Source organism: Bradyrhizobium sp. 18BD (assembly GCF_054185225.1).
In genome coordinates this window covers 88,356-109,497 of sequence record NZ_JAVAYL010000013.1, presented here as the reverse complement: position 1 = coordinate 109,497, position 21,142 = coordinate 88,356, and the positions used below count along the sequence as shown (strand labels likewise).

Below are 21,142 nucleotides of genomic sequence, written 5' to 3'. Positions count from 1 at the left end.
GACTAGCAGGAGCGCCACGGATGCGGCCAGCGATATTGACTTCGCCCGCCCATGCTTTTGACTGTCACAATTCGCGTCGCGCAGCCGCAATCCCTCCCGCAGCGCAAACCCCACGCCGAACGAGACACGAGGACTTCTGAAATGACGCTGATGCAGGTCGAGCTGGACGACAAATACCGGCTCGAATCGAAGCGGATCTTCCTGTCCGGCACACAAGCCTTGGTCCGCCTGCCCATGTTGCAGCGCGAACGTGACCGCCTCCAGGGTCTCAACACCGGCGGCTTCATCTCCGGATATCGCGGTTCCCCGCTCGGCATGTACGACCACGCGTTATGGCGCGCGAAGTCGCACCTCCAGCAGCACGACATCGCCTTCGTCCCCGGCCTGAACGAGGATCTGGCGGCAACCGCGGTCTGGGGCAGCCAGCAGGTCGGCTTGTTTCCCGGCGCCAAGGTCGATGGCGTGTTCGGCATCTGGTACGGCAAGGGCCCCGGCGTCGACCGCTCGGTCGACGCGCTCAAGCATGCCAATGCGGCCGGCACCTCGCTCAATGGCGGCGTGCTCGCGCTCGCCGGCGACGACCATGGCTGCCAATCCTCGACGCTCGCGCATCAGAGCGAGCAGGTGTTCGCGGCAGCACTGATCCCCGTCATCAATCCGGCGACGCTGCAGGATTATCTCGATCTCGGCCTCTACGGCTTTGCGCTGTCGCGCTTCTCCGGCTGCTGGGTCGGCTTCAAGGCGATCAGCGAGACGGTCGAGAGCTCGGCCTCGATCTATAGTGATCCTGAACGTATCAAGATCGTGCTTCCCGATGATTTCGAGATGCCGCCCGGTGGCCTCAACATCCGCTGGCCCGATCCGCCGCTGGAGGCCGAGAAGCGCCTGTTCGGCCCGAAGATGGCGGCGGTGCAGGCCTTTACCCGCGCCAACCAGCTCGATCGCATCGTGCTCGATTCCAAGCCCGCGCGGCTCGGCATCGTCGCGACCGGCAAGGCCTATCTCGATCTGCGCCAGGCGCTCGCTGACCTCGGCATCACCGACAAGGACGCGCAGGATCTCGGCCTTCGCATCTACAAGGTCGCTCTGACCTGGCCGCTGGAGGAGAGCGGCGCTAAGCGCTTTGCGGAAGGGCTTCAGGACGTGCTGGTGGTGGAGGAGAAGCGCGGCTTCATCGAAGACCAGCTGATGCGCATCCTCTACAATATCGATGCGTCCAGGCGCCCGACCGTCACCGGCAAGCGCGACGAGAGCGGCGCGCCGCTGCTGCCGAGTGAGGGCGAGCTGACGCCGACCATCGTCGCCGGCGCACTGGTGGCGCGCTTGCGCAAGCTCGGCCATCACAGCCCGGTGCTGGAGCAGCGCCTTGCCCGGCTCGAGGCCTTCGACAATCCCGTCACGTCAAGCACGCAGATCAAGCTGGCGCGCACGCCGTTCTTCTGCTCCGGCTGCCCGCACAACTCATCGACCCGCGTGCCCGAGGGCAGCCGCGCCATGGCCGGCATCGGCTGCCACGGTATGGCTCTGAGCATGCCGACCCGCCGCACCGACCTGATCTCGCATATGGGCGCCGAGGGTGTGAACTGGATCGGCCAGTCGCCCTTCACCACCGAGAAGCACATCTTCCAGAATCTCGGCGACGGCACCTACACGCATTCCGGGCTCCTCGCCCTCCGCGCTGCGTCTGCCGCCGGCATCAACATCACCTACAAGATCCTCTACAACGACGCCGTCGCCATGACCGGCGGCCAGCCGGCCGAGGGCGCCTTCAACGTCGCACAGATCGCGCATCAGGTCTGGGCGGAGGGCGTCAAGCGTCTCGCGATCGTCTCGGACGATCCCAGCAAATATCCGGAAGGAAACTACTTCCCGCAAGGCGCGACCATCCATCACCGCCGCGAGCTCGATGCCGTGCAGCGCGAGCTGCGCGACATCAAGGGCCTCACGGTCGTGATCTACGACCAGACCTGCGCCGCGGAAAAGCGCCGCCGCCGCAAGCGCGGGCTCTATCCCGATCCGGCCAAGCGCGCCTTCATCAACGAGCTGGTCTGTGAAGGCTGTGGCGATTGCTCGCAGGCCTCCAACTGCGTCTCGGTGCAGCCGCTGGAGACCGAGTTCGGCCGCAAGCGCCAGATCGACCAGTCGAACTGCAACAAGGACTTTTCCTGCGTCGAAGGTTTCTGCCCGAGCTTTGTCACCGTGCATGGCGGTTCGCTGAAGCGCATGAAGACCTCGGCGGTCGATTCCGGCCAGTTGTTCGCCGATCTGCCGCTGCCGCCCGCGCGGGAGCTGGACGGACCCTACAACATCCTCGTCACCGGCATTGGCGGCACCGGCGTCATCACCATCGGCGCCCTGCTCGGCATGGCGGCCCATGTCGACGGCCGCGGCTGCTCGGCGCTGGATTTCACCGGCCTGTCGCAGAAGAACGGCGCGGTGATGAGCCATGTCCGCATCGCGCCGAAGCCGGAGGACATTTCCGCGGTCCGCATCACCACCGGCGGCGCCGACGTCATCCTCGGCTGCGACATGATCGTCTCGGCCGGCCCGACTGCGCTGAGCCGCGCCGAGCGCGGCGTGACCAAGGCCTACATCAACGCCGATTTGCAGCCGACTGCGAGCTTCGTGCAGAATCCCGATCTCGACTTCGAGATGGGCACGATGCAGACCGTGCTGCGCGACGCCGTGGGCGACAAGAACCTCGACATCATCGACGCCACGGGCATTGCCGCCGCGCTGATGGGCGACAGCATCGCGACCAATCCCTTCATGCTCGGCTTCGCCTTCCAGAAGGGCGCGATCCCGCTGTCGCTGGAGGCCCTGCTCCGCGCCATCGAGATCAACGGCGCCGCGATCGAGATGAACAAGCTCGCCTTCACATGGGGACGGCTCGCCGCCCACGACATGTCGCGGGTGCGCAGCGTGCTGCAGTTTAAGAGCCGGGCATCGGCGCCGACGAAGTCGCTCGACGACATCATCGCGACCCGCGCCGAATTCCTGACCGGCTATCAGGACAAGGCCTATGCCGACCGCTACCTCGCGGCCGTGGCGAAGGTGCGCAAGGCGGAAGCCACCGCTTCGCCCGCCTCCACGGAGCTGACCGAAGCCGTGGCAAAGAACCTGTTCAAGCTGATGTCCTACAAGGACGAGTACGAGGTCGCGCGGCTCTATACCGACGGCAGCTTTGCGAAGAAGGTGTCGGAGAAGTTCGACGGTGATTTCACGCTGAAATATCACCTCGCCCCGCCGATCTTCGCGAAGCGCGACAAGACCACCGGACATCTCCAGAAGCAGGAGTTCGGCGGCTGGATGATCCATGCCTTCCGCGTGCTGGCCAGGCTGAAATTCCTGCGCGGCGGCGCGTTCGATCCGTTCGGCCGCACCGAGGAGCGCCAGACCGAGCGCAAGCTGGTCGCGGACTATTTTGGCATGATCGATCAGCGGATGACCGGGCTGAAGGCGGAGCAGATCCCGCTGCTGGCACGGCTCGCAAGAGTGCCGGAGACCATCCGCGGTTTCGGCCACGTCAAGGAAGCCAGCGTCAAGCTCGCGGCCGCCGAGAAGGCGCGGTTGGAAGCGGAGCTAGAGAACAGCCGCTTTGCAGCGGCGGCGGAGTAGCGATTTAGAACGCGCTCTCGCCACCCGTCACTGCGAGGAGCGAAGCGACGAAGCAATCCAGACTGCCTCCGCGGAGGGATTTCTGGATTGCTTCGCTACGCTCGCAATGACGTGGAAATAGCGCGGGCACAATCAGACAGCCGCATTCGCAGCCTTCGCCACCGACGCCACACTCCCCTCCGCCAAATGCCTTCCCGCGATATACCCGAACGTCAGCGCCGGGCCGAGCGTGATCCCTGGGCCCGGATAATTCCCGTTCATGATCGAGCCCATATCGTTGCCGCAGGCATAAAGCCCCGCGACAGCCGTACCGTCCTCGCGGAGCACGCGCGCCTGCGCATCGACCTTCATGCCGATCGCCGTGCCGAGATCGGCCGGGTAGATGCGCATGGCGAAGAACGGCGCGCGGAGGATCGGCGCGACGCAGGGGTTGGGCTTGTGAGCGGCATCGCCGAGGTGGCGCTGGTAGATGGTGCTGCCGCGGCCGAATTCGGGATCGCGGCCTTCCTTCGCATCGGTGTTGTAGCTCGCGATCGTCGCCGTGAGCGTGGACGGCTTGATGCCGATCTTCGCCGCGAGCTGCGCGATGTCAGGGGCCTCAACCAGCTCACCGCTCGCCACGTAGCGCCGCACATTGCGCGTGAACGGCTTGATACGGCCGAGGCCGTAAGCCCACAGGAACTCACGGTCGCAGATCAAATAGAACGGCCGGTCCGGCTCACCATCGCCATCGCGCAGCATCGCGAGCACGAACTCATGGTACGACAGCGCCTCGTTGACGAAGCGGCGTCCCGCCGCATTGACGGCGATCACGCCGGGCTTGGCGCGGTCGGTCACCGTATGCGGGAAGACACCCCGGCTGCCGTCGGCACGGGTGAACAGCGAGGCCGGCACCCAATAGGCCGGGCTCGTCGCCTCCGGGTTGAGCGCAGCACCGGCGGTCGCGGCGAGCCGAAGTCCGTCGCCCGTGCCTGCCGTGTTGGTCGCCGAGACGAAGCCGGCCGCGGGCGGGAAGAAGCGTTTGCGCAACGCCATATCGTGCGAGAAGCCGCCTGTTGCCAGCACCACGCCGCGGCGCGCGCCAATCAGCCGGTCGCGCGCGCCGTGGCGGATCACAACGCCGGCGACACGATCGCCTTGCATCGACAGATCCTCGACATCCGCGCTGAACAGGATATCGACCTGCCGCGCCAGCAACGAGGCATAGAGCCGCGCCGCAAGCGCGTTGCCGAGATGCAGCGTCGTGCCGCGCGGGCTGCGCAGCCGCTGCAATGCGTATTGGGAAACGAGCCGCGCCGCGCGCAGGGTCGAGCGCAGCGATTTTCCGATCCGGCGCAGATGCGGGATGTCGAGGCGATTGACCATCATCCCGCCGAACAGCGTGAACTCCGGCAGCGGCGCGCGCAGCCGCGCGAAATGCGCGCCCAACCGGGTACCGTCGAAAGCGACCGGCTCCAGCACGCGCCCGCCTGACGTCGCGCCCAGCCGCTCCGGATAATAGTCCGGATAGGTCTTCACCGGCTGCAGCCGCACCTCGGTGTTGGCTTCGAGCCAAGCGACCGCCTCCGGCCCGCGCGCGAGGAAAGCGGCGCGCAGGCCGGCATTGGCGGGCTCCGGCACCGTGCTCGACAGATACCGGACAGCATCCGTGATGCTGTCGGAGAGCCCCGCCGCCTTCATCTTGGCATTGGCGGGGATCCAGACCATGCCGCCGGACCACGCCGTGGTGCCGCCGACGAAGGCGGTCTTCTCGATCACCAGCGCGCGCAGCCCTTCGGCGGCGGCAACTGCTGCGGCCGTCATTCCGCCGGCGCCCGCGCCGATGACAATGACGTCGTAGGTCTCGTGCGCCGGCATCATGCGGCTGGGGTCCGGAGGCGAGGCATGACACCGTCATACCCCGCCCGCCGTCCCGCAGCTAGCGGGCGGGCTTCCGCTCGATCGGATCGATATCGATCGCCCGCAGGCGGCCGAGCCGCAGCACGTCCATGGCGAGCCGCCGGCCGATCCGGTCGCGGTCGAGCACGCGGATCAGATCGTCGACGCCGTTGATCTCGACGCCGTCGAGCCTGATGACGACGTCGCCGGGCAGCAGGCCCGCCTTCGCCGCCGGTCCATCCGGCTCGATCTGCATCAGCAGCGCGCCCATCTTGTTCTCGACGCCTGCCAGCACCGCGTGCCGCCGCGGAACCGGCGCGGTCTGCCCGGCGACGCCGATGAAGGCGCGGCGGACATAGCCGTGGCGGATGATCTCCGACAGCACGAATTGCGCGGTGTTGCTGGCGACCGCGAAGCAGATGCCCTGCGCGCCGTTGATGATGGCGGTGTTGATGCCGATCACCTCGGCATTCGACGACACCAGCGGCCCGCCGGAATTGCCGGGATTGAGCGCGGCATCGGTCTGGATCACGTCCTCGATGGTGCGCCCGCTGACCGAGCGGATCGAGCGGCCCAACGCGGAGACCACGCCCGCGGTGACGGTCGATTCAAAGCCGAGCGGATTGCCGATCGCGATCACGAGCTGGCCACGCCGGAGCGTCTTGGAGTTGCCAAGCGCGGCATAGGGCAGATCGCGCACGCCGTTGGCGCGCAGCAGCGCCAGATCGGTATCGGGATCGACGCCGAGCACCCGGGCATCACCGACATGCCCCTCGACGTCGCGCAGCCGGATCTCCTTGGAGGCGCCGACCACGTGGCTGTTGGTGAGCACGAGCCCGTCCGGCGAGATCACGATGCCGGAGCCGAGCCCGCCGCGCTCGCGGCCGTTCGGCACCTTTGGCCCGGTCTCGACGCGCACGACCGCAGGACCGACGCGGTCGGTGACGTCGATCACGGCGTTGGAATAGGCGTCCAGCAGCGCCCGGTCATCGACCGGGGCAGATTCTGTCGTTCGCGATGACGCGGCGTCATCGACGATATCTGAAGTGAAATCCAGCATGGCGAAAGTCCTTGAGGCTCACACAGATGGTGGCCTGTTCCCTCTCGCGCAAGTGGCCCGCCGGGGTGCAAGGCTGGACTGCCAGTGCTTGACTACCCAAATGGCTAGGTCGCCCGCCGCAGCGTGCCGGACCTCGCCTTGACCGGATCGAGCAGCGACCAGTCGCCGTCCGGAAGGACGTAGCCCTTGGGAAACGGCGCGCGCAGCTCGAGGCCGAGCGAGCGGAGCACGCGGTCGTCGCGGTAGTAGCATTGCAGGACGACGCGCACGAGCGTTGCCGCGGCCGCACCACCGCTCTTGCGAAACTCCTGCGCCACGGCATCGCGCCTGGCGGCGTCGAGCTCGGCGAGCGGCTGACCGGCCAGCCGCGCCAGATGATCCAACGCCGCCGTCACCAGTCTGGTGTCGCGGCCGAGGGTCGCAACGATATCGGCCTGGATCGCGGCGTCGTCGGCGCCGGGCACCTTGTACTCATCGCTGGCGGGCACGATCATCCCGGCGACGGTGCGGAGGTCGTCGCGCTGGGTGCGCGTGAGATTGTCTACGGTCATGACGGTCTCAGTCGAACAGATTGGCGAGGCGCTGCTTCATCTGGTCGGCGATGTAGAGCGCGAGGGCCTGGATGGTGGACGTCGGGTTCACGCCACCCGAAGTGATGAAGATGCTGCCGTCGACGATGAAGAGGTTCTTCACGTCATGCGTGCGGCCCCATTCGTTGACGACGGAGCGTTTGGGATCGGTGCCCATCCGCGCGGTGCCGAGCAGATGCCAGCCGCCCCAGGGGATCGGCGAGTTGATGCAGATGTCGGTCGCGCCCGCCATCTCCAGCACCTCGCGGCCGCGGGCCAGCGCATGCTCCATCATCTTCCGGCTGTTTTCGCTGATCGTGTAATCGATCTTCGGCGCGGGAATGCCGTGGCTGTCCTTCAGCACGGGATCGAGCGTGACCTGGTTGTGCTCCTCCGGCAGGTCCTCGCAGATCGCGGAGAAGCCGAGCCGATGGCCGTTGAGCTTGCGGAAGACGCGGTGGTGGTCCTCGCCCCACGGCAGAATGCCCTTCTGCTCGCTGACGACGGCCTCGAATACGGGCCCTGCGCCGCGCACGAACTGCACACCGTAGCCGCGCACGAAGCCGCGCGACAAATCCGTGTCGTACCACTCCTTGCTCCACAGGCAGGTCGGCGGCGCGCGATTGCTATCGGTCGGCTCCTTCACGTAGCCGTAGATCTGCGCATAGGGATGGAACATCAAGTTCTTGCCGACGAGGCCGGACGAATTGGCGAGGCCGTTCGGAAAGCGGTCGGATTTCGAATTGAGCAGCAGCCGCGGCGTGCCGACGCCGTTGCAGGCGATGATGACGACATGCGCCGGCTGGAACTGCTCGATGCCGTCCTTGTCGTAGTAGACCACGCCCGTGGCCATGCCGTTCGCGTCGGTGGTGATCTCGCGCACCCGGCAATGCGTGCGCAACTCGACACCGGCGCGGACCGCATGCGGCCAATAGGTGATGTCGGTCGAGGACTTTGCGCCCTGCGCACAGGCCGGCGTGCAATGGCCGAGATTGATGCAGCGGGCGCGGCCCTCGTAATCCATCGTCGCGACCGTCGTGTCCGACGGCCACCAGTGCCAGCCGAGCTTGTTCATGGCCTTGCCGATGATGGCGCCGGACAGGCCGAGCGGCTGCTGCGGCATCGGCGGATGCGTCAGCGGCGACAGCGGATCGCCTGAAAGCCCCGACGTGCCCATGATCCGGTCGTTCTCTTCGAAGAACGGGGTCAGGGCGTCGTAGTCGATCGGCCAGTCGTCGGCGACGCCGTCGAGCGTCTTCACCTTGAAATCGGAGGGATGCAGTCGCGGCCAGTGCGCGGTGTACATCACCGTCGAACCGCCGACCGCATTATAGTTCACTACCTTGATCGGCGAATTGTCGTCGTTGATCGGATAGTCCTCGGGCCGGCCGCGCACGTTCGGGCTCGACGACCACTCGCCGTAGAACTTGGCCTCCCAGTCGCGGCCCGTGCTCGGGTATTCCGCCGGGTTCATCCAGCCGCCCTGCTCCAGGCAGACGATATGCATCTTGGTTTCGGCCAGCGACCACGCCACCGCCGCGCCTGAAGCGCCGGCGCCGATGATCAGGACGTCCACGGGGTCTTTCATCGAAACTTCTTCCTCCCGCCCTCGCCGCTTCAGGGGCGATTCGGCCTTCGCTGCCATGTCTGCAGCGCCGGACGATAGGGGCAGACCGGCGGGCGAGTAAAGGCGGGCGGGCGAATGTCGCACTTCGCAGGGCGCAGACCATTGGTATCGTCCGATCCGGATGCTAGGAACGAGGGGCAAGAGCCATCGATAGCGAGAATTTATGTCCTTCGAGAATTCATTTGCCGCCGCCCGCGCCTTCGCGCTTGCTTTGTCTCTTGCTCTATCGGGGTTTCTGGTTTCTTCCGGCCCCGCCTCCGCGTTGACGGCGGCTGCCACCGTCCGGGACGCCAATTCGATCCAGCTCGGCGACGTCACCTATCGGCTGGACGGGGTCGACGCCCCCGAACTGGATCAGGTCTGCATCGATGATCACGCCGATCCCTGGACCTGCGGCATCGAGGCCCGCGACCAGCTTGCGAAGCTGATCAACAAGCGCTCCGTGCGCTGCGATGACGTGGGCCCGGAAAAGAGCTTCGGCAAGCGCCACCGGGCGATCTGCACGGCGGAGGGCGACAAGACCAGCCTGAACGAGCAGCTGGTCAAGCTCGGCTACGCCATCGCCCGCGAGCCGATCAAGGCGAACGTCAAACCGGCGGCGGGCGAAGCCAAAACGGCCTCGGCGGGGATCTGGAAGGGTTGCTTTGTTGCACCGCAAGAATTCCGCAGCGGCAAGAAGGACGGCGCGCTGCTGGGCGCCGCCTGCCGCTCCGATCGCGACAAGGAGATCCGCGCCGTGCTATTCCCGGAGGATCTGACGATGCCGCCGAGCTGCAGCATCAAGGGCAAGCTCGCGGTGCGTGCACGCGTCACCGGCAATATTGGCATCTATCACCTGCGGGGCTGCCCGAGCTATCCCGCGACCACCAAGCCGGACCGCTGGTTCTGCTCGGAGGACGACGCGCAGGCCGCAGGCTTCCGCAAGGCTTATAACTGCCGCCGGCCGAAGTGAAGAATTGGTTCACGCAGCCGTGAGCGGTAGCCGGAGACAGTATTGATCCGGAATTGAACTCCAGGGGGAGTTGCTACACCTATATGTGTACGCAAGCGCTTTGCGCGAGCGTTTCCTTGGCGGCAATCCGGCTTCGGTCCGATTGCTTTGCTCGGGCGTTTCCTCCCTAGACTTGGGCCGCTTGTCACAAACAAGCGGCTCTTCTTTTTTGTGCGCCCTACATCCGCGTCTTCATGATCTGGTCCATCGGCGGCATGTTGCCGTTCAGATGCGACATGATCCAGACGGTGCCGCCGACCACCAGGAAGACGACCAGCAGCCCGAACGCCAGTGCCAGCACGTTGTTGGTGTTGTCAGGTCCCGTGGTGATGTGCAGGAAGAACACGAGATGCACGCCCATCTGCGCGATCGCGAGCACGATCAGCGCGACCGGGATCGAGGGCTGCCAGACCAGATCGGTGCCGGCGATGAAGAACGAGGTCGCAGTGAGCAGCAACGCAAGACCGAGACCGACGACATAACCGAGGATGCGCTCGCCGACGCTGTGTTGCTCTTCTTCGCCCGGCGCCAGATCGTGTCCGGCCGGCACGTGCATCTGATCGCTCATACGGCACTCCCAAGCAGGTAGACGACGGAGAAGACTCCAACCCAGATGATGTCGAGCGCATGCCAGAACAGCGCAAAGCACATCATCCGGCGCAGGACGTCGGCACGAAATCCCTTGGCGAACACCTGGGCCATCATGGTGAGCAGCCACAGCACGCCGGCCGACACATGCAGGCCGTGGCATCCGACCAGCGAGAAGAACGACGTCAGGAACGCGCTGCGCGTCGGGCCATAGCCGCGCGCGATGAGGTCGGCGAATTCCCTAAACTCGATGGCGAGGAAGATCAGCCCGAGCACGCAGGTCACGGCCATGCCGAGATAGAACCAGAACCGGTTGCGGACGTCGGCTGCGATGCTGGCCATGCCGCAGGTGAAGCTCGACAGCAGCAGGCAGACCGTCTCGATCGCGACGTTACGCTGCTCGAAGATCTCAGCGCCCTTCGGGCCGCCGGCAGTCTGGCCGGAGAGCACCGCATAGGCGGCAAAGAAGCAGGAGAACATCACGATGTCGGAGAGCAGGAACACCCAGAAGCCGTAGGCGGTCACGATCCGCTTCGATGCGGGCCCGGGATGCTCGATGACGATCCCGATGTGATGGGGATCGGCATGCGCATGGCCGGCGGTTGCGGTCATCGACATCAGATTGCCCCCGCCATGCTGACGAGGCTGCGCCGCTCCTCGAGATTGACGCGGTCGATACGGGCGACCTCCGCGGCCGGAATGACGTATTCGTCATGGTCGCGCCAGGCGAACACGACGAAGGTCGCGAACGCGCCGATGCCGCCCAGGATCACCATCCACCAGATGTGCCAGATCAGCGCGAAGCCCATGATGGTGGCGAAGAACGCGCAGACGAAGCCGGTCGGCGAGTTCCTGGGCATCTCGATGTCGCGGTATTCCGGCTCCTCGTGCTCGAGCGATTGCTGCTGGGCGCGTCTCTTCATGTCCCAATAGGCGTCCTCGCCGCGCACGTCGGGATGGAAGGCGAAGTTGAACACCGGCGGCGGCGACGAAGTCGCCCATTCCAGCGAGCGGCCGTCCCAGGGATCGCCGGTGCGGTCGCGCAATGCCTCGCGATTGCGGATGCTGACCACGAGCTGCATGATCTGGCAGATCACCCCGATGCTCAGCACGGCCATGCCGAACACGGCTACGATCATCCATGGCCGCCACGCCGCGACGTCGTAGTGCTGCAGGCGCCGCGTCATACCCAGCATGCCCGCAATGTAGAGCGGCATGAAGGTGACGTAGAAGCCGAGGAAGGTGAACCAGAACGCGGCCTTGCCCCAGCGCTCGTCGAGGCGGAAGCCGAACGCCTTCGGAAACCAGTACTCGAAACCGGCAAAGGCGCCGAACAGCACGCCGCCGATGATGACGTTGTGGAAGTGCGCGACCAAAAACATGCTGTTGTGGAGCATGAAGTCGGCCGGCGGCACCGCGACCAGCACACCGGTCAAGCCGCCGATGATGAAGGTGACCATGAAGCCGACCGCCCACAGCATCGGCGTCGCAAAGCGGATGCGGCCGCCATACATCGTGAACAGCCAGTTGTAGATCTTCACGCCCGTCGGCACCGCGATGATCATGCTGGCGATGCCGAAGATCGCGTTGACGTCGGGCCCCGCCCCCATCGTGAAGAAATGGTGCAGCCAGACCATGAAGGAGATGACGCAGATCGCCATGGTTGCCAGCACCATGGAGCGATAGCCGAACAGCGCCTTGCCGGAGAAGGTCGATACCACCTCGGAGAAGATGCCGAAGGCGGGCAGCACGAGGATGTAGACCTCCGGATGCCCCCAGGCCCAGATCAAGTTCATGAACATCATGACGTTGCCGCCGGCTTCGTTGGTGAAGAAGTGGAAGCCGAGGTAACGGTCGAGCAGCAGCATCGCGAGCGTCGCAGTGAGGATCGGGAACGCCGCGACGATCAGGAGGTTCGAGGCCAGCGTGGTCCAGCAGAACATCGGCATGCGCAGATAGTTCATGCCCCTGGTGCGCAGCTTCAGCACCGTGGTGACGAGATTGATGCCGGCCACCAGCGTGCCGACGCCTGAGATCTGCAGCGACCAGGCGTAATAATCGACGCCGACGCCGGGCGAATAGGACAGCCCCGACAGTGGCGGAAAGGCGAGCCAGCCGGTGCGTGCGAACTCGCCGACGACCAACGAGACATTGACCAGCAACGCGCCGGTCGCGGTCAGCCAGAAGCCGACCGAATTGAGCGTCGGGAACGCGACGTCGCGCACGCCAAGCTGGAGCGGCACGATGAGGTTCATCAGCCCGATCACGAACGGCATCGCCACGAAGAAGATCATGATGGTGCCGTGCGCCGAGAATATCTGGTTGTAGTGCTCAGGCGGCAGATAGCCTTGTGACTGATACGCCACCGCCTGCTGGATCCGCATCATGATGGCATCGCTGCCGCCGCGCAGCAGCATCACCGACGCCAGCAGGATGTACATGACGCCGATCCGCTTGTGATCGACGCTGGTGATCCACTCAGCCCAGAGATAAGGCAGATGTCCCTTCACCACGACCCAGATCAGCACGCCCAGGATCGCGACCAGCACCATCGCGCCCGCGACGAGCGGAATCGGCTGATCGAACGGAATGGCCGACCAATCGAGCTTACCGAGCATCATGGCCTCCACTGTGGGGGCGGCCGGCATCGGAGAGCAGCTCCGGCCCCGGTCCCGGCGGAATGTGCTGGGTCGCGATCAGGTCGAACAGCCGGGGATCGTCCAGGCGAAAGGCCAGCCTGTTCCTCTCGATGCCCTGCTGCATCAGCTTCTTGTAGCTGTCTTCGTTCAGCACGGCATCGCTCTTCGCCGTGGCCGCCACCCAATCCGGGAAGGCGAGCGGCGAGACCACGTTGACGTCGAACATCATGTCCGGAAAGCCGTCACCGGAGAAATGCGCCGACAGGCCCTGCAGCTTGCCTTCATTGTCGGCGCGCAGGTTTAGCCTCGTGACCATACCGTTCATGGTGTAGATCATGCTGCCGAGCTGCGGGATGAAGAACACGTTCATCACGCTCGACGACGTGAGCTGGAAATTCAGCTCTGCACCGGCGGGCACCGTCAGCGTGTTGACGGTGGCGATGCGTTGGTCCGGATAGATGAACAACCATTTCCAGTCGAGCGAGACGGCCTGGATCCGCACCGGGCTGCCGGTGCCCGGCACGGGCGCTGCGGGATCGAGCTGGTGCGAGCCGATCCAGGCGACGCCGCCGAGCAGGATCACGGTGAGCGCGGGGATCGCCCACACCACCATCTCGACGCGTCCGGAGTAGACGAAGCCAGGCTGGAAGCGCGCCCTCGGATTGGACGCGCGAAACCAGAACGCAAACGCCAGGATAGCGATGATGGTGGGCACCACGATCACGAGCATGATGAAGACGGAATCGACCAGGATGGTGCTGTTGGCGACAGCGACCGGCCCTTGTGGATCGAGCAGATTCATCGATACACCGCTGGCGATTGGGAAGCCCCCGGAGGAAGCGTAACGCGAAAATCTCTCCGCAACAAACACAGTTGTATCACTGCGGTTCCGCGAGCCGTCTTCCAGAACCGCCCGATCCCGTGCGGCGGCATGCAATTCCATGCGATGTCAATGACATCCGCGCGGGACGGCCGGCCTTCTCCGGCACGCAGCCCGTTGCTATCGTCTGGAAAAAAATACCGGGATGGAACGACATGCAGGGCCCTGAGGACGATGCCGGCCTCGCCGGCAAGGTGGCGCTGATCAGCGGCGGCGGCGCCGCGGGTGATGGCATCGGCAACGGCCGCGCTGCAGCAATCGTGCTCGCCCGCGCCGGCGCAAACGTGCTGGTGGCCGATCGTGACCTCAAGCCCCCGAACGCGAGTCACAAAAACACTAGAGGACACACGGAAATGGCCCGCCTGCCCTATCTCGAAGCCGACCAGGTCGCGCCCGAATATCGCGACATGCTCGAGCGCAACACCAATCTGCACAAGCTGCTGGTCAACTCGCCGGAGATGGCGCGGGCCTTCAACGGCATCGGCGGCTACATCCGCTTCAAGAGCAAGCTCGACCCGCGGCTGCGGGAGCTCGCGATCCTCCAGGTCGGCTGGATGGAGAAGTCGGAATACGAATTCACCCACCACGTGAAGATCGGCAAGGAGTTCGGTGTCACCGACGACGACATCGCCGGCCTGATGGCCGAGACCGAGGGTAAGCCGTCGAAGCTGGAGCCGCTCGCCAGGGCGATCCTGAAAGGCGCCCGCGAGATGGTGCGCGAGCTCGCGATGTCGGATGCGACCTTCGCCGAGATCAAGAAGGATCTCTCCGACGAGCACATGGTCGACCTCGTCCCGACCATCGCCTTCTATTGCGGCGTCGTGCGCGTGCTTGCGACGATGAAGATCGACAACGAGCCCTATTACAAAGAGGTACTCCGGCAGTACCCGATCCCGGGAGTGAAGTGAGATGCGCTTGAAGGACAAGGTTGCGATCGTCGTCGGCGCCGGCCAGAGCCCCGGCGAAGGCATGGGCAATGGCCGCGCCACCGCGCTGACTTTCGCGCGCGAGGGAGCGAAGGTGCTGTGCGTGGATCATCATCTGGACTCGGCGCAGGAGACCGTGGATCTGATCACAGCGACGCACGGCACCGCCGCGGCGTTCAAGGCTGACGTCACCAAATCCGCCGACATCAAGGCGATGGTCGCGGACGCCAAATCGCGCTGGGGCCGCATCGACGTGCTGCACAACAATGTCGGCGTGAGCCTCTCCGGCGGCGACGCCGAGCTGCTGGAGATCACCGAAGAGGCGTTCGACCGCGTCGTCGCCATCAATCTCAAGAGCTGCATTCTCGCGGCGAAAGAAGTGATCCCGATCATGCGCGCGCAGAAGAGCGGCGCCATCATCAACATCTCCTCGATGGCTGCGATCACGACCTATCCTTACGTCGCTTACAAGGCGACGAAATCGGCGATGATCGCCTTCACCGAACAGCTCGCCTACCAGAACGCCGAATACGGCATCCGCGCCAACGTCATCCTGCCCGGCCTGATGAACACGCCGATGGCCGTCGACACCCGCGCCCGCGAATGGTCCAAGACCCGCGCCGAAGTCGAAGCCGAACGCGACAGCAAGGTGCCGCTGCGCAAGAAGATGGGCACGGGCTGGGACGTCGCCAATGCCGCGCTGTTTTTGGCGTCGGACGAGGCGAACTTCATCACCGGCGTGACGCTGCCGGTCGATGGCGGCGCGAGCGTGCGGCGGGGGTAGGTCTTGCTTCTCCCTCTCCCCGCTTGCGGGGAGAGGGTCGGGGTGAGGGGGAGTTTCCTCGGGGACGGTGATAGATGGACTCGCGGAGGAGTCCCCCTCACCAGGAATTTGCTCTCGCAAATTCGGGCCTCTCCCCGCACGCGGGGAGAGGCGAAGAACCTCGCTCACCGCGGCACGCTCGTCACCCGCCAGATCGTCCCATTGCCATCCTCGGACATCAGCAGCGAACCATCCTTCGCCACCGCAACACCGACCGGCCGCGCCCACACTTGCGTGTCGCTGACCACAAACCCCGTGACGAAATCCTCGTACTCGCCGGTCGGCTTGCCGTCCTTCATCCGGATGCGGATCACCTTGTAGCCGGTGCGCTTGGAGCGATTCCAGGAGCCGTGCTCGGCGGCGAAGGCGTCGCCTTGATATTCGGACGGAAACTGCGTGCCCTGATAGAAGGTCATGCCGAGCGAGGCCGAGTGCGGCTGGATCAGCACGTCGGGCACCGTCACCTTGTCCTTGACATCAGGCCGCGCGCCGGCGTGGCGCGGGTCTTCGTTGGCGCCGATGTAGAACCACGGCCAGCCATAGAACGCACCCTCCTTTACGCTGGTGACGTAATCGGGCACGAGATCGTCGCCGAGGCCGTCGCGCTCGTTGGTCGAGCACCAAGGCAAGCCGGTCTGCGGCTCGATCGCAAGACCGACGCAATTGCGGATGCCGGTCGCATAGATCTTCCGGTCCTTGCCGTCAGGCGTGAAGGCCAGCACGGTTGCCCGCTCAAGCTCGCTGGCCCACGCCGCGCCGAGCGGTTGTGCCTTCGACCACGCCTCCACTCCGCCCGGCGGCGTGCCCATGCCCTCGGCGACGTTGCTGAGCGAGCCGACCGACACGAACATGCGCTTGTTATCGGGCGTGAACACGATATCGCGGGTTGAGTGACCGCCGTCATGCGGCAGGCTTGCAACGATCGTCTCCGGCTTGCGGCGCGCCTTGAGATCGCCGGTCTGATAGGGAAAGCGGACGACGCTGTCGGTGTTGGCGATGTAGACCCATTGCGGATTGTCGCCGTTCGGAAAGAAGGCGATGCCGAACGGCTGTCTCAATCCGCTCACAAACACCTCGTTGGTGGCGGCCTTGCCGCCCTCGCCGGCGCGCAACACCCGGACGGCGCCGATCCGCGTCTCCGCGACGAAGACATCGCCGTTCGGCGCAACCCTGATGATGCGCGGCCCGCGCAAGCCTTCGGCGAACAGTTCGATCTTGAAACCGGCCGGCACCTGCGGCGACGCCTCCGGCGGCCGCGGCACCACGCGCGGGGAGCTCGCAACCGACCGCGTGGCGCCGGGCCTGACGAGATCCTCCGGCCGGATCAACCTGACCGTGCCAGGCTTGTCGGACTGCCAATCGCCATAGGCGTCCTTGCCCTGCAGCGGCTCGGCCTGCGCACCCGCCGCAGCCAGCATCGCAGCGGCCAGCACCACGGACCATATCCTGCTTTTCACGTCGTCTTCCTCCCGGCCTGCACGTGCGAGGCGTCAATGCCGATCGCCCCGCAAATGGTCTGCGACAGGCAAAACACCTGCCGCATCCCACATCAGCTCATGCCCGCACGATGTGCATCAGCCGCAGCCCATCGTACTGGAAAACACCACCGATAGGTGCGACACATTGTAGGGGCTGGGCCGCCGGTTGCGGCCATCAAAGCTGCGGCATCGGTGTCGCCATTGATGGGGTGATCATGTGGGGATCCATCATATCGGAGTGGGCGAGCCTGCTGCTCCGCTGGCTGCATGTGGTGGCGGCGATTGCCTGGATCGGCAGTTCCTTCTATTTCATCGCCCTCGACCTCAGCCTCAAGCCAAGAGGCGATCTGCCCGACGGCGTGCAGGGCGAAGCCTGGCAGGTCCATGGCGGCGGCTTCTACCGGATCCTGAAATATCTGGTCGCCCCCAGCCAGATGCCGGACGAGCTCACCTGGTTCAAATGGGAGGCCTACACCACCTGGCTGTCCGGCTTCGCACTGATGGTGGTGGTGTATTATCTCGAGGCCGACCTGTTCCTGGTCGACAAGTCGATCCTCGACCTCACGCCATTCCAGGCCGGCCTGTTCAGCTTCTGCAGCCTTGCACTGGCATGGTTGCTCTATGAGGCCGCGTGCCGCACCGGCCTTGCCCAGCGCGAGCTGCCCTTCGCCATCGGCGGCTATCTGTTCCTGGTCGCGCTGACCTATGCTTTCACCCATGTGCTGAGCGGCCGCGGCGCCTTCAACCAGATCGCGGCGATCATCGGCACCATCATGGTCGCCAACGTCTTCGCGCTGATCATTCCGAACCAGAAGAAGATCGTGGCGGCGCTGGTTGCAGGACAGGCACCGGACCCGAAGCTCGGCAAGACCAGCAAGGAGCGCTCGGTCCACAACAACTATCTGACGCTGCCCGTGGTCGTGCTGATGATCAGCAACCACTATCCGCTGCTCTACGCCACGCGATTCAACTGGATCATCGTCGCCATCATCCTGGCGCTCGGCCCGGTGATCCGCCACTTCTTCAACGAGCGCCATGCCGGACGAAAATCGCCGTGGTGGGTGTGGGGTGTCGCATCATTGGGCGTGATCGCGATCCTGTTCCTCTCCGCGGCCGGCCCGCGCGAGGTGAAGACGGCCGCGCTGTCGGCGCAGCCCACAATCGCCAATGTCGAGGAGATCGTGATGTCCCGCTGCAGCATGTGCCATGCGGCCGAGCCGGTCTGGGCCGGCATCGTCACCGCGCCGAAGGGCATCCTGCTCGATGCACCCGAGCACATCCATCGCAACATCCGCCTGATCGGCCGCGTCGCCGCCTGGTCCAGCGCGATGCCGCCGGGCAACATCACCGAGATGACCAGCGAGGAGCGCGCGATCCTCGCCGCCTATATCGAGCAGGCGCGCTGACGCCGACGCGCGTCGCGACACCATTTCGCGGAATGAAATTCCGCATTCTCCGCCGATTTGAAAATGACTTGACCGCCCATCCGGCGTAGACAGGAACAGCGGCCGCTGACGCGGCGGCTCAAGTCTGTTTGCATTCGGGGAAATCACAGTGGCTCTCAAGAACGTCATCGGTATCGACCACGCCGTGGTCATGGTGAAGGACCTCGACAAGGCTGCCGAGAACTACCGGCAACTCGGCTTCACCATCTCCCCGCGCGGCACCCACAGCGCGCATATGGGCACCGGCAACTACACCATCATGTTCGACCCCGACTATATGGAGCTGCTCGGCGTGCTGGTGGCGACCGAGCACAACGCGCCGGCCCGCGCCTTCGTCGAGCGGCAGGGTGAAGGCATCGAGCGCATCGCGCTCACCGCGATCGATTCCGCCGCAGGCGCCGAGGAAATCCGTGCGCGCGGTCTGACGCCGATCGGCCCGACCGATTTCGAGCGCCCGGTGACGCTGCCTGACGGCACGATCTCGGCGGCCAAATTCCGAACCTTCATGTGGCCAACCGCCGAGGCGCCGGGCGGTGTGCGCATCTTCGCCTGCCAGCACAAGACCCGCGAGACGGTGTGGATCCCCGAGCTGATGAAGCACGCCAATGCGGCCAAGCGCATCAAGCAGGCGCTGATCGCAACGCCTGAGCCGGTGAAGGAAGCCGCGCACCTCGCGCGCCTGATCGACCGCGAACCGAAGGCGGAGGCCGACGGCGCGGTCACCGTGCTCTCCGGCGGCGACCGTGCCGACTTCGTCTATCTGACGCTGGAGCAGCTCGGCAAACGCTATCCCGGCGTGCCGCTCGCGGGCCTGTCCGAGCGCGGCGGCGCCGCGCTCGTGCTCGTCAGCGGCGACCTTGCGACGACCGAGAAGGCGCTGGGCTCAGTGGCCGTGCGCAGCGGGGCCGCGATCTGCGTACCGCCTGCCAAGGCCAACGGCACGCTGCTCGCCTTCGTTGCCGGCTGATTTTAACTAATTCTTTAACGTGTGTTTACCCGGCGGCTTTAGGATTCCCGACAGTCCAAGCCGTCCGGAACCAAGCGCATGTTCAAAGAGGGATCGCCGATCGCTTATGACGCGCCGGCCGAACTGAAGAAGTGGCCGTCGCTGAAGGGCGAGAGACAGAAGGACAGAGGTCCGCCCTATCTCGTCTACAACGGCACGCTCGCCGACTGCGTCCGCGAGCTGATGGACAAGCCGATCAAGGGTATCTCGCTCTACGACATCATGACGAAGCCGCAACCGGCCTTCGATCAGACCGTGCTGTCGCCCGGCGATGCCGCCGAGATCGCGATGCGCAAGGATTTTCCAAAGGCGTAATCGCCGCGCGACCACTCGCACGCCGCATCTAGTCGCAGCTCCGCAGATGCGCGGGGCCAACCGCGCGTGTTCCGCGATTGGACGGGTTAGGTCACACCGGCTTCTCGTCGTCCGTCACCGGCGAGGTCACCACCAGGAACACGAGATCGGTGAGGCCGGAATTCGAGATCGCGTGCTCTGTGATGCCTACTCCGCCTTGATGTTCGCGGCTGCGACGACCTCGGCGAGCTCCTTGGTCTCCTTCGCGATCTTGGCGGCGTAGTCGGCGGGACTGAGCACGCTCACGACGCCCTGCGAGCCGAGCTTCTCCTCGACCGCAGGATCCTTGGCCGCAGTGACGATCTCCCGGTGCAGCGTCTCCAGGATCGGCGCGGGTGTTGCCTTCGGCATGAAGAAGCCGACCCAGAACGAGAGGTCGAAGCCGGGATAGCCGGCTTCCGCGACGGTCGGCACGTCAGGCAGCGAGGGCAGCCGTTCGGCCGAGGACACCGCGAGCGCACGCAGCTTGCCGCCCTTCACCAGCGGCACCGCGGAGAGCGGATCGAACACCGCCAGCACCTCCTGCGCGAGAATGCCGACCTCGGAGGCCGCGCCGCCGCGATAGGGTACGTGGATCATCTTGATGCCGGCGCGCTGGCTGAGCAGCTCCATGGCGAGATGGGCGAGGTTGCCGTTGCCGCCGGAGCCGTAAGCGAGCGCACCCGGCGCAGCCTTCGCCGCGGCGACGAGATCGGCCACCGTGTTGATGTTCGCCGTCTTGGGGTTCTCCGGATTGACCACCAGCACCAGCGGTGCCGAGACGACGGTGGTCAGCGGCGCGAAGTCGGTCTGCGGGTCGTAGCGGATGTCCTTGAACAGCGTCTTGTTGAGGGTGATCGTGGACGAGTTGCAGGCCAGCATGGTGTAGCCGTCAGCGTCCGCATGCGCGACGCCCTCGGCGGCGATCATGCCGTTGGCGCCGGCGCGGTTCTCGACCACGAAGGGCTGGCCGAGCTTTGCACCGATGCGATCGCCGATGATGCGTGCGACGACATCGACCGGGCCGCCCGCGCTGAAGCCGACCATGACCTTGACCGGCCGCGCCGGATATTTCTGCGCGAGAGCCTCGGTCGTCAGCGCGCACGCGCACAGTCCGGCGATGAGCGCCAGCAGGCGAGCCGTTCGTTGCATTGGTTCTCTCCCCAGACCTCTCCCGCGCTGCTTGTGCATGCTTGTTGGTGCGGCGCAGGCGAGGCGCATGATTAGCGGCCATACCGGATTCCGCAATCGCGTTTGCGCGCCGGCATTCCGCCGCGCGGC

Annotated in this window: 17 protein-coding genes; 7 read left to right on the top strand and 10 right to left on the bottom strand. The window is 65.3% G+C overall.

Annotation, left to right across the window (positions count from 1 at the left end; translation table 11 throughout):
* Positions 1-141 precede the first annotated feature (141 nt).
* Positions 142-3,618, top strand: a complete 3,477-nt coding sequence (locus tag RAD16_RS23475; protein ID WP_458160222.1) for an indolepyruvate ferredoxin oxidoreductase family protein — start codon at positions 142-144, stop codon at positions 3,616-3,618.
* A gap of 132 nt (positions 3,619-3,750) precedes the next feature.
* Here RAD16_RS23475 and RAD16_RS23470 read toward each other — a convergent pair whose 3' ends face one another.
* From RAD16_RS23470 to RAD16_RS23455, 4 genes are all read right to left on the bottom strand, one after another.
* Complete coding sequence (locus RAD16_RS23470; protein WP_458160221.1) at positions 3,751-5,478, bottom strand: FAD-dependent oxidoreductase; 1,728 nt, start codon at positions 5,476-5,478, stop codon at positions 3,751-3,753.
* 58 nt (positions 5,479-5,536) lie between these two features.
* Positions 5,537-6,556 carry a S1C family serine protease gene (locus RAD16_RS23465; protein WP_458160220.1) on the bottom strand — a complete coding sequence of 340 codons (1,020 nt, stop codon included), beginning with the start codon at positions 6,554-6,556 and terminating at the stop codon, positions 5,537-5,539.
* A 104-nt stretch (positions 6,557-6,660) separates the two neighbouring features.
* Positions 6,661-7,107, bottom strand: coding sequence for a hypothetical protein (locus tag RAD16_RS23460; RefSeq protein ID WP_458160219.1), 447 nt, complete (start codon positions 7,105-7,107; stop codon positions 6,661-6,663).
* A 7-nt stretch (positions 7,108-7,114) separates the two neighbouring features.
* Entirely contained in the window at positions 7,115-8,713 is a 1,599-nt protein-coding gene (locus tag RAD16_RS23455; RefSeq protein ID WP_458160218.1) for a GMC family oxidoreductase, read from the bottom strand.
* Between the two features lie 202 nt (positions 8,714-8,915).
* On the opposite strand from RAD16_RS23455, the gene RAD16_RS23450 reads away from it, so the two are divergent.
* Entirely contained in the window at positions 8,916-9,704 is a 789-nt protein-coding gene (locus RAD16_RS23450) for a thermonuclease family protein (protein WP_458160217.1), read from the top strand.
* 217 nt (positions 9,705-9,921) lie between these two features.
* Here RAD16_RS23450 and cyoD read toward each other — a convergent pair whose 3' ends face one another.
* The 4 genes from cyoD to RAD16_RS23430 are packed head-to-tail and all read right to left on the bottom strand — an operon-like array spanning position 9,922 to position 13,772.
* Complete coding sequence (gene cyoD, locus RAD16_RS23445; RefSeq protein ID WP_458160216.1) at positions 9,922-10,311, bottom strand: cytochrome o ubiquinol oxidase subunit IV; 390 nt, start codon at positions 10,309-10,311, stop codon at positions 9,922-9,924.
* Positions 10,308-10,949 carry a cytochrome (ubi)quinol oxidase subunit III gene (locus RAD16_RS23440; RefSeq protein WP_458160215.1) on the bottom strand — a complete coding sequence of 214 codons (642 nt, stop codon included), beginning with the start codon at positions 10,947-10,949 and terminating at the stop codon, positions 10,308-10,310. The genes cyoD and RAD16_RS23440 overlap by 4 nt, the downstream gene beginning before the upstream one ends.
* Entirely contained in the window at positions 10,949-12,949 is a 2,001-nt protein-coding gene (gene cyoB / locus RAD16_RS23435; RefSeq protein WP_458160342.1) for a cytochrome o ubiquinol oxidase subunit I, read from the bottom strand. Before cyoB ends, RAD16_RS23440 begins: the two co-directional genes overlap by 1 nt.
* Positions 12,939-13,772, bottom strand: a complete 834-nt coding sequence (locus RAD16_RS23430) for a cytochrome ubiquinol oxidase subunit II (RefSeq protein ID WP_458160214.1) — start codon at positions 13,770-13,772, stop codon at positions 12,939-12,941. Before RAD16_RS23430 ends, cyoB begins: the two co-directional genes overlap by 11 nt.
* Positions 13,773-14,005: 233 nt before the next feature.
* Here RAD16_RS23430 and RAD16_RS23425 point away from each other — a divergent pair, with 233 nt between their 5' ends.
* A complete protein-coding gene (locus RAD16_RS23425) occupies positions 14,006-14,758 on the top strand; it encodes a carboxymuconolactone decarboxylase family protein (RefSeq protein ID WP_458160213.1) in 753 nt (250 codons plus the stop codon).
* A 1-nt stretch (position 14,759) separates the two neighbouring features.
* The gene (locus tag RAD16_RS23420) at positions 14,760-15,560 is read left to right on the top strand and encodes an SDR family NAD(P)-dependent oxidoreductase (protein ID WP_458160212.1); all 801 of its coding nucleotides are present in this window, start codon (positions 14,760-14,762) and stop codon (positions 15,558-15,560) included.
* A 164-nt stretch (positions 15,561-15,724) separates the two neighbouring features.
* Here the strand turns inward: RAD16_RS23420 and RAD16_RS23415 are convergent, their stop codons facing one another.
* Positions 15,725-17,056 carry a PQQ-dependent sugar dehydrogenase gene (locus tag RAD16_RS23415; RefSeq protein ID WP_458160211.1) on the bottom strand — a complete coding sequence of 444 codons (1,332 nt, stop codon included), beginning with the start codon at positions 17,054-17,056 and terminating at the stop codon, positions 15,725-15,727.
* A gap of 236 nt (positions 17,057-17,292) precedes the next feature.
* Between RAD16_RS23415 and RAD16_RS23410 the strand changes: the two genes are divergently transcribed.
* From RAD16_RS23410 to RAD16_RS23400, 3 genes are all read left to right on the top strand, one after another.
* Entirely contained in the window at positions 17,293-18,483 is a 1,191-nt protein-coding gene (locus RAD16_RS23410) for a urate hydroxylase PuuD (protein WP_458160210.1), read from the top strand.
* Between the two features lie 148 nt (positions 18,484-18,631).
* Positions 18,632-19,489, top strand: a complete 858-nt coding sequence (locus tag RAD16_RS23405; protein WP_458160209.1) for a VOC family protein — start codon at positions 18,632-18,634, stop codon at positions 19,487-19,489.
* A gap of 78 nt (positions 19,490-19,567) precedes the next feature.
* Positions 19,568-19,843, top strand: coding sequence for a hypothetical protein (locus tag RAD16_RS23400; RefSeq protein WP_211410954.1), 276 nt, complete (start codon positions 19,568-19,570; stop codon positions 19,841-19,843).
* A 186-nt stretch (positions 19,844-20,029) separates the two neighbouring features.
* Here RAD16_RS23400 and RAD16_RS23395 read toward each other — a convergent pair whose 3' ends face one another.
* A complete protein-coding gene (locus tag RAD16_RS23395; RefSeq protein WP_458160208.1) occupies positions 20,030-21,013 on the bottom strand; it encodes a Bug family tripartite tricarboxylate transporter substrate binding protein in 984 nt (327 codons plus the stop codon).
* Positions 21,014-21,142 lie beyond the last annotated feature (129 nt).

Excerpts from the sequence above, each read along its gene's own strand:
- RAD16_RS23475 (WP_458160222.1), top strand. The coding sequence starts at position 142 with ATGACGCTGATGCAGGTCGAGCTGGACGACAAATACCGGCTCGAATCG.
- RAD16_RS23470 (WP_458160221.1), bottom strand. The coding sequence starts at position 5,478 with ATGATGCCGGCGCACGAGACCTACGACGTCATTGTCATCGGCGCGGGC.
- RAD16_RS23465 (WP_458160220.1), bottom strand. The coding sequence starts at position 6,556 with ATGCTGGATTTCACTTCAGATATCGTCGATGACGCCGCGTCATCGCGA.
- RAD16_RS23460 (WP_458160219.1), bottom strand. The coding sequence starts at position 7,107 with ATGACCGTAGACAATCTCACGCGCACCCAGCGCGACGACCTCCGCACC.
- RAD16_RS23455 (WP_458160218.1), bottom strand. The coding sequence starts at position 8,713 with ATGAAAGACCCCGTGGACGTCCTGATCATCGGCGCCGGCGCTTCAGGC.
- RAD16_RS23450 (WP_458160217.1), top strand. The coding sequence starts at position 8,916 with ATGTCCTTCGAGAATTCATTTGCCGCCGCCCGCGCCTTCGCGCTTGCT.
- cyoD (WP_458160216.1), bottom strand. The coding sequence starts at position 10,311 with ATGAGCGATCAGATGCACGTGCCGGCCGGACACGATCTGGCGCCGGGC.
- RAD16_RS23440 (WP_458160215.1), bottom strand. The coding sequence starts at position 10,949 with ATGTCGATGACCGCAACCGCCGGCCATGCGCATGCCGATCCCCATCAC.
- cyoB (WP_458160342.1), bottom strand. The coding sequence starts at position 12,949 with ATGCTCGGTAAGCTCGATTGGTCGGCCATTCCGTTCGATCAGCCGATT.
- RAD16_RS23430 (WP_458160214.1), bottom strand. The coding sequence starts at position 13,772 with ATGAATCTGCTCGATCCACAAGGGCCGGTCGCTGTCGCCAACAGCACC.
- RAD16_RS23425 (WP_458160213.1), top strand. The coding sequence starts at position 14,006 with ATGCAGGGCCCTGAGGACGATGCCGGCCTCGCCGGCAAGGTGGCGCTG.
- RAD16_RS23420 (WP_458160212.1), top strand. The coding sequence starts at position 14,760 with ATGCGCTTGAAGGACAAGGTTGCGATCGTCGTCGGCGCCGGCCAGAGC.
- RAD16_RS23410 (WP_458160210.1), top strand. The coding sequence starts at position 17,293 with ATGTGGGGATCCATCATATCGGAGTGGGCGAGCCTGCTGCTCCGCTGG.
- RAD16_RS23400 (WP_211410954.1), top strand. The coding sequence starts at position 19,568 with ATGTTCAAAGAGGGATCGCCGATCGCTTATGACGCGCCGGCCGAACTG.
- RAD16_RS23395 (WP_458160208.1), bottom strand. The coding sequence starts at position 21,013 with ATGCAACGAACGGCTCGCCTGCTGGCGCTCATCGCCGGACTGTGCGCG.